The sequence below is a fragment of the Demequina sp. B12 genome (genome assembly GCF_028823635.1).
Lineage (GTDB): Bacteria > Actinomycetota > Actinomycetes > Actinomycetales > Demequinaceae > Demequina.
Genome location: NZ_JAPEHU010000001.1, coordinates 735,488 through 750,274, shown reverse-complemented (window position 1 = coordinate 750,274; position 14,787 = coordinate 735,488). Strand labels below are relative to the sequence as shown.

General features: G+C 64.7%; 12 protein-coding genes. 1 reads left to right on the top strand and 11 read right to left on the bottom strand.

Annotated elements, in window-relative coordinates:
- Window positions 1–50 precede the first annotated feature (50 nt).
- The 5 genes from ON058_RS03710 to ON058_RS03690 form a co-directional block, all read right to left on the bottom strand.
- On the bottom strand, window positions 51–986 hold the full coding sequence (locus tag ON058_RS03710) for an endonuclease domain-containing protein (RefSeq protein WP_274667668.1): 936 nt from the start codon (window positions 984–986) through the stop codon (window positions 51–53).
- A gap of 190 nt (window positions 987–1,176) precedes the next feature.
- Window positions 1,177–2,055 carry a succinate--CoA ligase subunit alpha gene (gene sucD, locus ON058_RS03705; RefSeq protein ID WP_274667667.1) on the bottom strand — a complete coding sequence of 293 codons (879 nt, stop codon included), beginning with the start codon at window positions 2,053–2,055 and terminating at the stop codon, window positions 1,177–1,179.
- Window positions 2,056–2,068: 13 nt separating this feature from the next.
- Window positions 2,069–3,235: an ADP-forming succinate--CoA ligase subunit beta gene (sucC, locus tag ON058_RS03700; protein ID WP_274667666.1), complete on the bottom strand. Its 1,167-nt coding sequence runs from the start codon at window positions 3,233–3,235 to the stop codon at window positions 2,069–2,071.
- A gap of 111 nt (window positions 3,236–3,346) precedes the next feature.
- A complete protein-coding gene (locus tag ON058_RS03695; protein WP_274667665.1) occupies window positions 3,347–3,994 on the bottom strand; it encodes a response regulator transcription factor in 648 nt (215 codons plus the stop codon).
- Entirely contained in the window at window positions 3,991–5,391 is a 1,401-nt protein-coding gene (locus ON058_RS03690; protein WP_274667664.1) for a sensor histidine kinase, read from the bottom strand. Before ON058_RS03690 ends, ON058_RS03695 begins: the two co-directional genes overlap by 4 nt.
- A gap of 210 nt (window positions 5,392–5,601) precedes the next feature.
- Here ON058_RS03690 and ON058_RS03685 point away from each other — a divergent pair, with 210 nt between their 5' ends.
- A complete protein-coding gene (locus ON058_RS03685; RefSeq protein ID WP_274667663.1) occupies window positions 5,602–7,803 on the top strand; it encodes an MMPL family transporter in 2,202 nt (733 codons plus the stop codon).
- 129 nt (window positions 7,804–7,932) lie between these two features.
- Here the strand turns inward: ON058_RS03685 and ON058_RS03680 are convergent, their stop codons facing one another.
- The 6 genes from ON058_RS03680 to ON058_RS03655 all read right to left on the bottom strand — a co-directional run bounded on the left by ON058_RS03680 (window position 7,933) and on the right by ON058_RS03655 (window position 14,692).
- Complete coding sequence (locus ON058_RS03680; RefSeq protein WP_274667662.1) at window positions 7,933–8,883, bottom strand: L-lactate dehydrogenase; 951 nt, start codon at window positions 8,881–8,883, stop codon at window positions 7,933–7,935.
- A 98-nt stretch (window positions 8,884–8,981) separates the two neighbouring features.
- Complete coding sequence (pcrA, locus tag ON058_RS03675) at window positions 8,982–11,630, bottom strand: DNA helicase PcrA (protein ID WP_274667661.1); 2,649 nt, start codon at window positions 11,628–11,630, stop codon at window positions 8,982–8,984.
- A 96-nt stretch (window positions 11,631–11,726) separates the two neighbouring features.
- A complete protein-coding gene (locus ON058_RS03670) occupies window positions 11,727–12,479 on the bottom strand; it encodes a hypothetical protein (protein ID WP_274667660.1) in 753 nt (250 codons plus the stop codon).
- A gap of 32 nt (window positions 12,480–12,511) precedes the next feature.
- A complete protein-coding gene (locus ON058_RS03665) occupies window positions 12,512–12,916 on the bottom strand; it encodes a hypothetical protein (RefSeq protein WP_274667659.1) in 405 nt (134 codons plus the stop codon).
- 108 nt (window positions 12,917–13,024) lie between these two features.
- Window positions 13,025–13,675: a response regulator transcription factor gene (locus ON058_RS03660; protein ID WP_274667658.1), complete on the bottom strand. Its 651-nt coding sequence runs from the start codon at window positions 13,673–13,675 to the stop codon at window positions 13,025–13,027.
- Window positions 13,676–14,692 (bottom strand): sensor histidine kinase, encoded by a 1,017-nt coding sequence (locus ON058_RS03655; RefSeq protein WP_274667657.1) that lies wholly within the window; start codon window positions 14,690–14,692, stop codon window positions 13,676–13,678. It lies immediately after the preceding gene.
- Window positions 14,693–14,787 lie beyond the last annotated feature (95 nt).

Below are 14,787 nucleotides of genomic sequence, written 5' to 3'. Positions count from 1 at the left end.
CCAACCAGACAGTGGGACATGGGCGCTCGATGTGAACGTTCCGGGGTCGATCATGTCCTTGTGTCGGGACTCCGGCTCCGGACTCGCATCACCTCACGTACCCGGGCACGACACCACGCCGGGCGCTTGGTCAGGTCTCTCCACGTGAATCGCAAGGTCACAAAGCCCGCCGCAGCCAGGTCAACGTCACGTTCACGATCGGCCTCTCGAGCCTGCGGACTGCCGTGATAACGAGCGCCATCCAACTCGACAATCAGTTTCGCTGCCCGATGCAGCATGTCCGGTCGCACCCGACGGTGACCAAGATCCACAGTCGCCTGCCACTCAAACTCAGCAAACAGCGCACCCACGAACGTCTCTTCTTTGGCGATCCGCTCCAGCGGCGAAGTGATGCCTTCCTCGCACGCACGAACCAACCGCAGCAAGGCCGCCCTGCCGGGAAGCCGCGTCGACGCCTCGACCTCGGGGAGCACCAAACCGGGAGCAATCACGCCCGCCCACAAGGCCTCATAGAAGAGGTGCGACCGCATAGGCGCGGGAGTGAACCGCCACGCATCCACCAACGCAACGGCGGGAGTGGCAGTCCGCACTCCACGGGCAAGAGCCCGCGCCGGAGTCACCGTCCCCTGCACACAGGACACCCCAACGGGAATGCGAGGCCGTAGCCCCGGGGAGACTCGAATGCTTGCCGACTCCGGCAGCGCGAGTCGCGGATTCATGAGATGGAGTGCGAGCGGCCCTGTCACGATGCCTGCGGGGTGCCACGCATTGAGCGCTAGCCCCCACGCGACGGGTTCATCCCGGTGGCGGGCGCCACAGTAGACGCCGGGCAGGATCCGGATGACATCGCCTGCCGCGACTGTCGCCTCCAGTGCGCGCCTACCCCATTGCCCGATGGCCGCAGCACGCGTCAACACTCGAGGCTGCGCATCGAGATAGCCCGACAGCAGCCTCGCCTTACTAGCCCACTGAGATGCAATCGCCACCAGACAAGTGCACTGAAGCCGGCAGGCCCGAACCAGCCCGCATGTGGCATCTGGGGAACGAGCACGATTGGCGCGGCCCCTGGGGACCGCACTCAGCCGATGCGACAGTGGGACATGGCGGTGCGCCCGAACGTTCACATCGGGCGCCTATGTCCCACTGTCGCGCGGGTGGGCGGGTGGGCGGGTAACGCTAGCCGTTCAGAATCTGACGCATCAGCTCGGCGGTCTCGGTGGGAGTCTTGCCCACCTTGACGCCTGCAGCTTCCAGCGCTTCCTTCTTGGCCTGCGCGGTACCGGCAGAACCGGACACGATCGCTCCTGCGTGGCCCATGGTCTTGCCTTCAGGAGCCTCAAAGCCTGCGACGTAGCCGACGACCGGCTTGGTCACGTGGTCCTTGATGTAGGCGGCGGCACGCTCTTCTGCGTCGCCACCGATCTCACCAATCATCACGATCGCGTCCGTCTCGGGGTCGTTCTGGAACGCCTCCAAGCAGTCGATGTGCGTGGTGCCGATGATCGGGTCACCGCCGATGCCCACGGCAGTGGTGAAGCCGATGTCGCGCAGCTCGAACATCATCTGGTACGTCAGCGTGCCGGACTTTGACACCAGGCCAATACGGCCAGCACCAGTGATGTTGGCAGGGGTAATGCCCACGTTGGACTGTCCGGGGCTGATCAGACCGGGGCAGTTGGGGCCGATGAGCCGGACACCCTTGGATTGGGCGTAGGCGAAGAACTGGGCCGTGTCAGCGACGGGCACGCCCTCGGTGATGATGACGGCCAAATCGACGCCAGCATCGACAGCCTCAATGACGGCGGCCTTGGTGAAGGCCGGCGGCACGAACAGCACGGTCACTGTGGCGCCGGTGGCGGCCATCGCGTCGGCCACGGAGCCGTACACCGGCACGGAGGTGCCATCGAAGTCGACGCTGGTGCCGGCCTTGCGGGGGTTCACGCCGCCCACAATCTGGGTGCCGGAGGCGAGCATGCGGGCCGTGTGCTTCTGGCCTTCGGAGCCAGTCATGCCCTGGACGATGACCTTGGAGTCAGAGTTGATGAAGATAGCCATGTCTGCTGCTCCCTTATGCGTTGGCCAGCTCGGCGGCCTTGGCCGCGGCGCCGTCCATGGTCTCGACGATGGTCACAAGCGGGTGGTTCGCTGCGGCGAGGATTTCACGGCCCTCTTCAACGGAGTTGCCGTCGAGTCGCACCACGAGCGGCTTGGTGGCTGCATCGCCCAAGGTTTCCAGCGCACCCACAATGCCGTTGGCAACCTCAATGCATGAGGTGATGCCGCCGAACACGTTGACGAACACGGACTTGACCTGCGGGTCGTTGAGGATGACATCAAGTCCGTTGGCCATCACAGCGGCCGATGCGCCACCACCGATGTCCAGGAAGTTCGCGGGCTTCACACCACCGTGGGCTTCGCCTGCGTACGCGACGACGTCGAGGGTGGACATCACGAGACCTGCACCGTTACCGATGATGCCCACGGCACCGTCGAGTTTCACGTAGTTGAGGTCGAGCGCCTTGGCCTTCGCCTCGAGCGGGTCTGCGGCGGCCTTGTCCTCGAGTGCTTCGTGGTCGGCGTGACGGAACGCGGCGTTCTCGTCGAGCGTGACCTTGCCGTCCAGCGCGATGATCTCGCCGTCCTCTGTCAGCACCAGCGGGTTGACCTCGACCAGCGTGGCGTCTTCTTCTTCGTAGACAGACCAGAGCTTGATCAGCGCTTCTGCGACAGCTTCTTTGAGGTTCGCGGGGAAGCCGGCAGCCTCGACAATGTCGCGTGCTTGGGGTGCGTCGATGCCCACAAGCGGGTCGATCGCGACACGAGCGAGCGCCTCGGGGCGTTCCACAGCAAGCTGCTCGATCTCCATGCCACCTTCAACGGAGCACATCGCAAGGTAGCGGCGCTCGGCGCGGTCCAGCAGCACGGAGAAGTAGTACTCCTCGGCAATCTTGGCGCCCGCGGCGATCATCACGCGGTGCACGGTGTGGCCCTTGATGTCCATCCCGAGGATTGCTTCAGCGGCAGCCTCAGCCTCAGCGGGCGAGTGCGCGAGCTTAACACCGCCGGCTTTGCCGCGGCCTCCGGTCTTGACCTGAGCCTTGACGACGACTGTTCCGCCGCCCAGTTGCTCGGCGGCGGCCTTTGCCTCCGCAGGGGTTTCGGCGACGATGCCGGGAAGCACGGGTACGCCGTGCTTTTCGAACATATCGCGCGCTTGGTACTCGTAGAGATCCATGTGCGTCCTTGCTTGTCGCGAACGTCACGCAGGTTTTGCGTGCCGGGGTTCGTTCGCCACAGCCTAGTCCCTTGAGGTGTCTGATTCGTAACCTCTGGTCTGGCGTCGGGGCTACAAGTCGGCGGCGTCTCCCGGCTGGACGAATCCGCTTTCGTAGGCCACGATCACGGCCTGCGTCCTGTCGCGCACTCCCAGTTTGGTGAGGATTGACGCCACATGGGACTTCACTGTCTCAACCGAAACGTAGAGCCTGCCTGCGATCTCCTGATTGGACCGGCCTCGCGCGAGTTGGCGTAGCACGTCCTGTTCACGTTCCGTGAGGTCGGGCAGGTGGCGCTGCTGGGGTTCGGAGAAGCGTTCGATCACGGCTCGCGTGGAGCTGGGGAACAGCAGTGACTCGCCGGCGGCGACCACGCGTACGGCCTCAATGAGTTCGGTGGGCGGCACTCGTTTGAGTACAAAGCCGGCGGCGCCGGCGCGCATCGCCTCAAACACGTACTCGTCGACTTCAAAGGTGGTGAGCACCAGCACCTTAGTCTCGATCCCTGCATCCACGATGGAGCGGGTGGCAGCGAGTCCATCGGTGCCGGGCATGCGTACGTCCATCAGCACTACATCGGGCCGATGCTGCAGCACGGCCGCGATGGCGGCTTCCCCGTCCCCCGCTTCCGCCACCACGGTCCACCCGGCGACGGAGCTGAGGATGGCACGCAACCCCATCCGCACCAGCGGATCGTCATCAACAATGAGCAGGTTCACGTCGTCACCTTGTCACGTAGGGACGCCCACGGGCTGTCCGGGTCGGCGATGGGGTGGGGACGCAACCGCATCTCCACGGGGATGAGCGCGAGGACTTCGAAGCCGTCCTGCGCGGTAGGACCGGACCGGCTTACCCCACCCAGGAGGCCCACACGGTCACGAATCCCTGCAAGCCCGCGTCCACGTGCCGCCTCCCCTGTGCGGGTGCGCGACAGGGGTGCGGCGCCGGGCTCCACTGGACCGTTGACGACTTGCACACCCAACGCATCGGCGACCTTCTCGACACGAACGGTCACCTGCGCGCCCGGCGCATACCGGGCGGCGTTCGTCACGGCCTCACGGACCACGGCATACGTGGCGCGCGAAAGCGCGACAGGAACGTCCGCAGGGCCGATGCGGTCGTCGACTTCCATTCCGGCTGCCCTTGCGGACGCGATGAGGTCGGGAAGTTGAGCGATACCCGGCAATGGTGCACGCGGTTGCGGGTCGTCACCACGGATGGTCGCGATGATGCGGTCGAGCTCGCCCATCGCGGCACGCCCGCGTTCCTCGATGTTCTTCAACGCCTGACGGGCGAACTCCGGGTCAGAGTCGAACACGTGCGCCCCGGCCCCCGCCTGAATGATGTTCATGGTGATCATGTGGCCGATCGAGTCGTGCAACTCTTGGTCGACCCGCACCTGCGTTTCCGCGAGTTCGGCTCGCGCGGTAGCAGCGGCAGTTCGGTCAGCCTCACGCGGCCCCAGGGACCAGCGCCCGAACAGCGACATCAGGCAGCCAAAGTAGTGGTTGACCCAAGCGAACATCGGCACCGCGAACAGCACGACCGGCGTCCCCACCAGGGTCCAGAACGCAGTCGTTTCCACGATGTCCATCACGGCTGCGTCCGCCGGATCGTTCTGGGGGAAAATGCCCAACACCACGACGAACGAGATCAGCCACGCGCCCACCAGGGCTACGGGCACCACGATTGCGCACACCGCGAGCGCAAAGCCCACCGGCCCCAACACGACTCGCGCCATGATCCACGCCAGGTTCTTCCACGACACTTCGTCGTGGAGCAGCTCGTGAGCCCAGAGTTTGATGGTCTGGAACGTGGGCGGCTCGCCGGGTTCGTGAACCCGGTAACGCCGGGGGCCTGGGTCCTCGATCTGAGAACACAGCGCAGTGTTAGCGAAGCGCCGCTCGATCCCAGCGATAGGGCGGATGCTCACTTGCGCGACCGCCAAGATCGGAACTCCCACCCACACGATCAGCAAACCGATGCCCAACGCGTACATCGTCACCATGGACGTGAACCAGAGGATCCCCAGGGGCAAGCCCGCAAGCATGTACGTCACTTCGCGCCACGTGACCGGGGACCACGTCGCAGCGAAGTACCGACCTAGTGCGCGCATAGCCCCCATCCTGCCGTGGACATCCCTGACATGCCTACACTCCCGGGACCGAACCGCACCTCCCCCTCACGAGGGACAACGCCAGCCCCAACCCTCGCAGGAGTGACCACGATTCCCCTCTTCCAGCCACCCACAATCCCCCTCCTGCGCGCAGACAGCACCCCCACCCCATTTCTACCTTCGGTCATGTACCCGCATCGAGGAGGAAGCATGTCGACAGGATTCACGGGGCGCATAGCCCACACAGCCGCGCGAAGGCCGTGGCTCACCATCACCGCATGGCTCATCGCCATGGCCGCCGCGATCGCCGCCGCAAGCGGACTGGACGACGTTCTCACCCAAGACGACTCCGTCCAGGTCGCCACCGAGTCCGGTGACGCCACCACGCTGGTTGACGAGCATCGTCCCGACGAAGGACCGGACACCGAGACGATTGTGGTGGCCTCCGCCGACCACGAGTTCGGTTCCCCCCGTTTCACCGAAGCCCTGGCGGGCATCCGTGCCGCCATCGAGAACCTGGACGGAGTCGGCACCGTTTCTGCACCTACCGCCGATGCGCCCGTCCCCGTCGCAGCCGATCTCCACTCCGCACTGATGAGCGTGGACATCGAACCGGGCGATGACGGCACGCTCGTCGAGCACTACCTCGACACCCTGGAGTCAGCGGCGCCCGCAGGGTTCGAGGTCCGCACCGTAGGCGACGCCTCCGGAGAAGTCGTGTTCGACACCCTCGCGGAGGAAGGACTGATCCGCGGCGAAGCAATCGGCATCGGCGTGGCTCTGGTCATCCTGGTGGTCGTCTTCGGGGCACTCGCAGCCGCCGGAATCCCCATCCTGGTCGCCATCGTGTCGATCATCACCTCGATCGGTGCGACCGCAGTGGTCGGCCAAGCCTTCGAACTGTCGTTCTTCGTGGTCAACATGATCACGATGATGGGACTCGCGCTCGGCATCGACTACTCACTCGTGATGGTGCAACGCTTCCGGGAGGAACTGGCCGCCGGGCATGAGGTCCGGGACGCCGTCACCATCGCTGGTAGCACCGCCAACCGCGCGGTGTTCTTCTCCGGGCTGACCGTCGTCATCTCGCTCATGGGCTTGCTGCTCGTGCCTTCCACGATCATGCGTTCCTTGGGCGCGGGCGCCATCGTCGTGGCACTCATGTCCGTCGCCGCCGCGCTCACGCTGCTGCCCGCGATCCTGGCCCTGCTGGGACACCGCGTCAACAAGGGCCGTGTTCCCACCGCCCATCCCGGACGAGAGTCGCGAGCCTGGACCTCGATTGCGCACGCCGTGAGCCGCCGCCCCGTCACCTGGGCTGTCTCGGGCTTCCTGCTGCTTGCGATCCTCGCCGCCCCGATTGCGTCGATGAGGCTTGCGTTTCCCGGACTTGATTCCCTGCCAGAAGACAACGACCTACGCATCGCTGTTGACACTCTGCGAGAGGACTACGGGATCGGTCAGGGTGACACTGTAGTAGCGATCCATGACGGAGCGTCCTACACCGCGGAGGTGGAGAACCTCGTTGCCGACATGAACCGCGACCCCGCGTTTGCGGACGCCCACGTGGAGTACATCGGCCCCGACGCCATCATCGACGCCACCAGCTTGTACGACAGCGCCGATCCCGAAGCATCCGATGCCATCGTGGCCCTACGCGACACCACCATCCCGCAGTATTTGGGCGACACCGACACCGTTGCTTACGTCGGCGGTGCACAAGCCGAGCAGGTGGACTTCACCGACATCATCATGGACTCCGCACCCTGGGTGCTCCTGGCCGTGCTGGGCATCAGTTTCCTGTTGCTGATGGTGTCCTTCCGGTCCGTCGTGGTACCCGTGGTGGCGATCGTGCTGAACCTGCTTTCCACCGGGGCCGCGTTCGGCATGCTGGTGGCCGTGTTCCAGTTCGGTTGGGGCGCATCGCTGTTCGGGTTCCCCCAGGTTGACGGGATTGCCCCCTGGATCCCGCTGCTCCTCTTTGCCGTGCTGTTCGGACTGTCGATGGACTATCACGTGTTCCTGCTCAGCCGCATCAAGGAAAAGCACGACTCCGGTGCGCACACTCGCGAATCCGTGGCCTACGGCCTTGCGCACACGGGTTCACTCATCACTGGCGCGGCACTGATCATGGTGGCCGTGTTCGCAGGGTTCGCCCTCAGCGACCTAGCGGAGTTCGCCCAGATGGGCTTCGGACTTGCGGCCGCCGTCATCATCGACGCCACCGTGGTCCGCTCGATCCTGGTGCCGGCAGTCATGACCATGCTGGGCAAGCACAACTGGTATCTCCCAGGCTGGCTGCAGTGGCTCCCCCACGTCACGATCGAGGCACCGTCGCCCGCCGCGTTGGCATCGGGCTCCGGGACCAGCGCGAGCAAGGATGAACGCGAGCCCGTACCTTCCCTGACCTAAGCGCGGCGCTCCGGCCTCACCCTTCTCGGGGCCGGAACGCGGCTTGCCGTGGTGACACCCACCACGCACAAGGCCGGTGGGGCGAACACGTGAAGTGTCCGCCCCACCGGCCTTGCGGTGAGCGTGGTGTTACACGCCGAACTTGTCTGCAGTCGCGCGGATCGAACGCGCCGATTCCAGTAGCGCTGCGCGTTCTTCGTCGTTCATGGGCACCGTAGCGTGGTGCTCAATGCCGTTGCGACCGATGACGGCCGGCAGCGACATGCACACTTCGCCGACGCCCTCGTAGTCGATCAGGGTCGACACGGGCATGATGCGGCGCTGGTCGCCCAGCACGGCTTCAACGATGCGGGCACCGGCGGCACCCACCGCATAGTTGGTCGCACCCTTGCCTTCGATGATCGTGTACGCGGACCGCATCACGTCATGGTGAATCTGCTCACGCGACTTCTCATCCATCACGATCTCACCGTCGCGGCCACGCCATTCGGTCAGCGGCTGTCCGCCAATCGTGGCCGACGACCACAGCGCAACCTCAGAGTCGCCGTGCTCGCCCGCGATGTAGGCGTGCACATTGCCGACCGCGATGTCGCACTGGGCGGCAATCTGGTGGCGCAGACGCGACGTGTCCAGCGCCGTGCCGGAGCCGAACATCTGAGCCGGGTCCATGCCCGACTTCTTGATCGCGGCGAGCGTCACCACATCCACCGGGTTGGTCACCAGAATGTAGATCGCGTCCGGAGCGGCCTTCAGGAGGGGCGGCAGCACCTTGTCCATCAGACCGATGGTGGCTCCCGCCAAGTCCATGCGGGACTGTCCGGGCTGCTGCTTGGCACCAGCCGTAATGACCACCACATCGGAGCCCTCAACAACGCTGACGTCGTCTGAGCCCAGCACCGTGGCCTCCGGCATGAACTGGATGCCCTGAGCGAGGTCCAGCGCTTCTGCTTCAACCTTGGACTTGTTGATGTCGAACAGGGCCACCGTGCGCGCGAAGCCACGCATCAGGCCTGCATAGGCGAGGGTCGACCCCACGGCGCCAGCGCCAACGATCGATACCTTCGAGGTCTTAGTTTCCACGTTTCTCTCCCTGGGGTTCGGGTCAAGCCTGCGGCAAGCCTAGCGGGCCGATGCGCGTGCCGGGAGGGCAGCCACGGTCCACCAGGCGTGAGGGTCAGTTACAGCTTTTCGATCGAGTTGAATCGCAATACGAGACGCTTGACGCCTTCTGATCCAAAGTCCACCTTGACCACGGCATTGCGGCCTGCACCTTCCGTGCCCACCACCTTGCCCATACCGAACTTGTCACTCATCACTCGCTCGCCCACGTCAAAGCCGATGTCCGCATTCGCGCCGCCCGGCGGGCTGGGTGGCACGCGGCGCGTGCTGACGGCTCCCGCACGTGAGTAGGTGTTGCCATCGGCCCGGTCTTGCGAGCCTCCCAAGCCTCCAGCTCCCCCGGATCCGTAGCCCATCGAGGACCACGAACCGGAACGGCTGGAACCGCGGTCTGACCGGGCACGCAACGCCGCCATGGAGGACTGTGCGACCTGCCACTCCACGAGCTCCGCGGGGATCTCTTCCGTGAACCGAGAAGCCCCAAAATACTGCGGCGAACCCCAACTGGAACGCACCTGGGCACGGGTCAGGTAGAGCTTCTGGCGGGCACGCGTCAGGCCCACGTACGCCAGGCGGCGTTCCTCTTCCATGTCCTTCGCGGAACCGGACTCAATGGAACGCATGTGCGGGAAAGTGCCGTCTTCCATGCCGGTGAGGAACACCACGGGGAACTCGAGGCCCTTCGCGGTGTGCAGTGTCATCATCGTGACCACACCGCCAGAGCCGTCCTCGTCCGGAAGCTGGTCAGCATCCGCCACCAGCGCCACCTTCTCCAGGAAGTCCTCAAGGGTGCCGTCCGGGTTCTCCTCCGAGAACTCACGTCCCACGGCCACCAGCTCCATGATGTTCTCCACGCGGCTGGCGTCCTGCGGGTCATCGGACGCTCGGTATGCCGTGAGCATCCCGGAACGGTCGGCGATCGCGTCCAACACTCCGGCCGGGCCGTTGTCCACGGCAAGCGCACGCAAGTCATCCATCAACGCCACAAAATCGCCGAGCGCCCGCACCGCGCGCGCCTGCAGCCCTGCGTCCTCCGCCTTGCGCAACGCCACACCGAAACTCACCGGAGCATCGGCTGTGGTCAGCGAACGCCGCAACGCGTCAACGCCCTCCACGGCTGTATCTCCAATGCCGCGTTTGGGGGTGTTGATGATGCGGCGCATGGCGATGTCGTCGTCTTCGTTCACGACGGCTGCCAAGTAGGCGAGCATGTCCTTGATCTCTTTGCGCTCATAGAAGCGCGTGCCGCCGATCACCTTGTAAGGGATGTCGGCACGCATGAAGCGTTCTTCTAGGGCACGCGACTGCGCGTTTGCGCGGTACATGACGGCCATGTCCCCCGGCGAGTAGTCGCCGCTGTCGCGCAATGCCGCGATCTGGTCGGCAATCCACTTGGCTTCGTCCTGCTCGCTTTCGGCGGCGTAGCCGGAAATCTTGGCGCCCTCGCCTGAGTCGGTCCACAGGTTCTTGGGCCGGCGGTCCGTGTTGTTCTTGATCACGGCGTTCGCGGCGCTCAGAATGTTCTGCGTGGAACGGTAGTTCTGTTCCAGTCGCACAATATGCGCCTGCGGGTAGTCCTTCTCAAACTCCAAGATGTTGCGAATGGTCGCACCACGGAAGGCGTAGATCGACTGGTCTGCGTCACCGACCACGGTGAGTTCACCCGGCGGGAGCGCCGCATCATCAGCTCGACCAATGAGTTCACGCACCAGGATGTACTGGGCGTGGTTGGTGTCCTGGTACTCGTCCACCAGCACATGGCGGAAACGCTCCCGGTATTTGTGGGCCACATCCGGGTTGTTCTGCAGCAGGCGCACCGTGCGGACAATGATGTCGTCAAAGTCCACGGCGTTCGCAGCGTCCAGGCGCTTCTGATACTCCCCGTATGCACGGCCAGCGGCGTGGTCGATGGAGAACTTGGAGGCCTTCTCTGTGACCGCGAGCGCCTGCTGGGGAGTGATCAGTTCGTCTTTGAACTTGCCAATCCGGTTCAGCAGCGCCTTGGCGTTGAACTTCTTGGGGTCAATGTCCAGTTCCTTCGCCACCAACTTCATCAGGTTGGCAGAGTCGGAAGAGTCGTAGATCGAGAACGACGACTTCAGGCCCGCGGCCTCATAGTCGGCGCGCAGCATCCGCACGCACGCGGAGTGGAAGGTTGACACCCACATGCGGCGGGCTTCCGGGCCCACCAAGTTCTCTACACGTTCACGCATTTCGCCGGCGGCCTTGTTCGTGAACGTGATCGCGAGAATCTCGTGAGGACGGGCACGCCCCGATTCGAGCAGGTACGCGATGCGGTGCGTCAGCACCCGGGTCTTGCCTGATCCGGCACCCGCCATGATCAGGAGCGCTTCGCCCTGGTGCAGGACCGCTTCCGCCTGGGACGGGTTGAGCCCCTGAACCAGGGGCGAGTCCTCGCCCAAGGGCGTGGGGCGGGACGATGCTGAAGAGACTGACGATGCTGGAGAGACTGACGATGCTGGGGAAGGCGACGCCGTCACCGGCGCGGGCGGTGTCCAGGCTTCTGCTGGCATGGGTTCGTCTTCAGGTTCGGGGGCGGGCTCCCAGTCAGGTTCCGGAGCCGGTTCCCATCCGGGTTCCCCTGTGGCGCTCGCCGCTGGTGTAGCGGAAGGCTGCTGGGGAGGGTTCGGGCGGGCGGACTGGGGCTTCGATGAGTCGGAGCCGTCGAGTTCGAAAAGCGCATCCATGACGGCCACGATTCTAGGCGCTGCCACCGACGCGCGACACCGCTGTGGACACTGCACTGCGGTCCCGGCGCAGCGCCCTAGTGCAACTCGTCAGGGTCAGTCAGCGGGCAGGTAGTGGGCAAGGCCGCGCTCCGCGAGGTCAGTGCTGACGCGTAGCGCGGTGTCGAGGCACCAGTGGCCAGTGAAGGGTGAGGACTCGGCTTCATCGAGGACGGTGACCCCGTTCACCGAGCACCCCAAGGACACCGCGCCCACATGGACGGTGGGCCCTACGGTTCCGATGGGATCGCCAAGGTCTTCGAGGGTGGAGAGGATGAACCCGCCCATCTCAGCGAGCCGGGGCTCAGCGATGGCTCCTTCGAGTCCTTCCACGTCAATCCAGGTCATGGGGTCCGCGGAGACATCAAGCAACACTGCGATGGCTCCACCGCTCGACAAGGGGGCAGCACCTTCCAGGTCCTCTGGGGTCTGGACAAGCCATGAGCAGGACAGGGTCCGCGAGTAGCCGGTGTCGGAGTAGCGACCCTCACCGTTGTCAGGTTCGAGCCATCGGAGTGCGCCCGGGCTGAGGAGCGTGCGCATGTCATCGCACGTGGGCCACCGTTCAGCGATGGTGCCTTCGTGAGCGACAGCGACCTGTGTGTCTGTTTCTACGACTTGTCCGGCGGTGGGGTCGGAGACTTCGTATGCCTCACTGCCCAAACCTTGAGCGAGGATCGCGGACTCTGCTCCACCGGGGAGCGGTGCTGCACTGGCTTCGATGGGCCCTGCCAGGCCGTAGGGTTCCGGGCTTGTCGGTGCCGGAGTACACCCTCCCAGCGCCATTGCCACACTCACTGCGCCCCCCACGACTCCTAGCGTGACGGCTCGCCAGCCGCGCCTCACGTGACGGTCCGGGCCACCGCCCCGTGGCGCTCGAGCGCGTCGAGGGCTTCCTCGGCGGCTGCGCGCACCACGGGATCGGTGTCGTACTTCGACAGGTCCAGTAGCAGTCCCCACACGTCGCGGTCTGCTGGCCCTCGACCCGCTTGGGCCAGCATCGCGAACCCCTTCGCCACAGTGGTGCGCACCTGGGGGCGTGCATCACCTGCAAGGCGTTTGAGCTCGGGCACCATCAACTCGAGCTCTCCCACACGACGCTGGATCGCCTCTTCACGGGCGTGCCAGTCGTCGGGCCGGGGTCCAATGTGAGGCTGAGGCTCAGCCATCTGGTGGTGTCCCACCCAGAAGGCAAGCGCACGCAAACGTTCCTGACTTACGTCACGCTGCGTGGGCGCGCTAGCCATCGTCGCCGTCATTGTTGTGCCACCGTCCTGAGACGACGCCCCTATCCCGGTTGACGAGGCGTCGCCGCAGGCTACCTCCGGAGCACTCTCAGATACCTGTGAGGAATGTCACACGATGCGACGTTGAGCAGCCCAATGCGCCAGTTCATGCCGGTTCGACAACTGCAGCTTGTGCAGCACTTTGCCGACGTGGGTCTCGACTGTCTTGATCGAGATAAACAGCTTCTCCCCCACCTCGCGGTACGTGTAGCCGCGTGCGATGAGGCGCATCACTTCTTGTTCACGGGCAGTCAGTTGGTCGAGTTCGTCGTCTTCCACTGCGACTTCTCCCCCTGCCGCTCCAAAGGCATCCAAAACGAAGCCAGCGAGCCTCGGCGAAAACACCGCGTCACCGCCCGCCACCCTGCGCACCGCATCGGACAAATCCGGGCCGGAAATGGACTTGGTGACGTAGCCGCGAGCGCCCCCGCGAATCACGGAAACCACGTCCTCCGCAGCATCGGAGACAGACAGCGCAAGCACGCGTGTGCCGTCGATCCGGCCGCGCGTCTCGGCAAGGACGTCCAGCGCGCCGGCACCCGTGCCTCCGGGCAGGTGGACGTCCAAGATCACGACGTCGGGACGCTTGTCGAGGATTTCAGCGATCGCGGACTCAACATCCCGCGCTTCCCCCAGCACATCGATGTCAGGGTCCAGCGACTCGCGCACGCCCACACGAATCACGTCGTGATCATCAACAATCACCACAGAAACCGTCATTTAACTCTCCTTTGGCACCGTGATTGTCACTTCAGTCTTGCCGCCCTCGTTCGACTGCACGACTGCGCGGCCGTGGTGACGCTGGACTCGTCCCATGATCGACTGCCGAATTCCCATCCGGTCCTCCGGAATCGCGTCCGCATCGAAGCCCGGGCCACCATCGCGCACAAACACTTCGAACGCATCGGCCGTGACTTCCGCATACACAGAAATAGGGCCGATGCCGTGACGTGCCGCGTTGGTGGCGGCTTCCTTTGACGCGGCGACAGCCGCGGCCAGGTTGGCGCTGAGCGGAGCATCTCCCACGGTCACGGTATCGATCGCGACGGAATGCACGTCTTCCACTTCTGCGATGGCGTCGGCGAGCGCAGTCGCCACAGAGTCCGAGGGGTCCGCACGGTCGGCATAGAGGTACGAGCGCAGGTCGCGCTCTTGCGCACGAGCGAGTCGCGACACCGTCTCCGGTTCATCGGCGCGGGCCCGGATCAACGTCAACGTCTGCAAAACGGAGTCGTGCAGGTGCGCAGCGATCTCTGCACGTTCGTGTTCCCGGATGCGCTCCATCCGTTCGATCGAGACTTGCCGGATCAAGCGCAACCACCACGGCGCCAGCATCAACGCCACACCGAGGACCACCACGACAGACGTGACGATGGAACGCACAGCAATCGATTCGGTGTAGTCCCAGGTCGCAAACCAGCCCAGGGCCGTGATTCCTAGTCCGAACCCTACGAACAACCGCAACCAGTCGTCGCGACGGAACAACCCTTGGACATTGAGGCGCCGGGCATCCTGCCCAAAGGCACCGTCGAGCGGACTCCAGGTCAGCCCCAATGACAACAAAAACAACAACGCGGGCAGGAGCCACCCGGGGATGTCCTCGGTGCTCCACCGCTGCAGTGCGAGCACCCCTGCCCCTGCCAGCATCGCGACCCCCAAGAGCGCACGCCACCACACCGGCGCAGAACTGCGCCGAGCCAAGGGACGTGCGACACGTGTCGCAGCGGGAGTGCTCACGGCACCATCGTCACACACGCACCTGTTTCTACCTGCGCGTTGGCAGTGATATCAGGGGGTGCTGCGCATGGAGTTCAGGGTGGGAATCAGGGAGA

Excerpts from the sequence above, each read along its gene's own strand:
- ON058_RS03660 (WP_274667658.1), bottom strand. The coding sequence starts at position 13,675 with ATGACGGTTTCTGTGGTGATTGTTGATGATCACGACGTGATTCGTGTG.
- pcrA (WP_274667661.1), bottom strand. The coding sequence starts at position 11,630 with ATGGATGCGCTTTTCGAACTCGACGGCTCCGACTCATCGAAGCCCCAG.
- sucD (WP_274667667.1), bottom strand. The coding sequence starts at position 2,055 with ATGGCTATCTTCATCAACTCTGACTCCAAGGTCATCGTCCAGGGCATG.
- ON058_RS03685 (WP_274667663.1), top strand. The coding sequence starts at position 5,602 with ATGTCGACAGGATTCACGGGGCGCATAGCCCACACAGCCGCGCGAAGG.
- ON058_RS03665 (WP_274667659.1), bottom strand. The coding sequence starts at position 12,916 with ATGGCTAGCGCGCCCACGCAGCGTGACGTAAGTCAGGAACGTTTGCGT.
- ON058_RS03690 (WP_274667664.1), bottom strand. The coding sequence starts at position 5,391 with ATGCGCGCACTAGGTCGGTACTTCGCTGCGACGTGGTCCCCGGTCACG.
- sucC (WP_274667666.1), bottom strand. The coding sequence starts at position 3,235 with ATGGATCTCTACGAGTACCAAGCGCGCGATATGTTCGAAAAGCACGGC.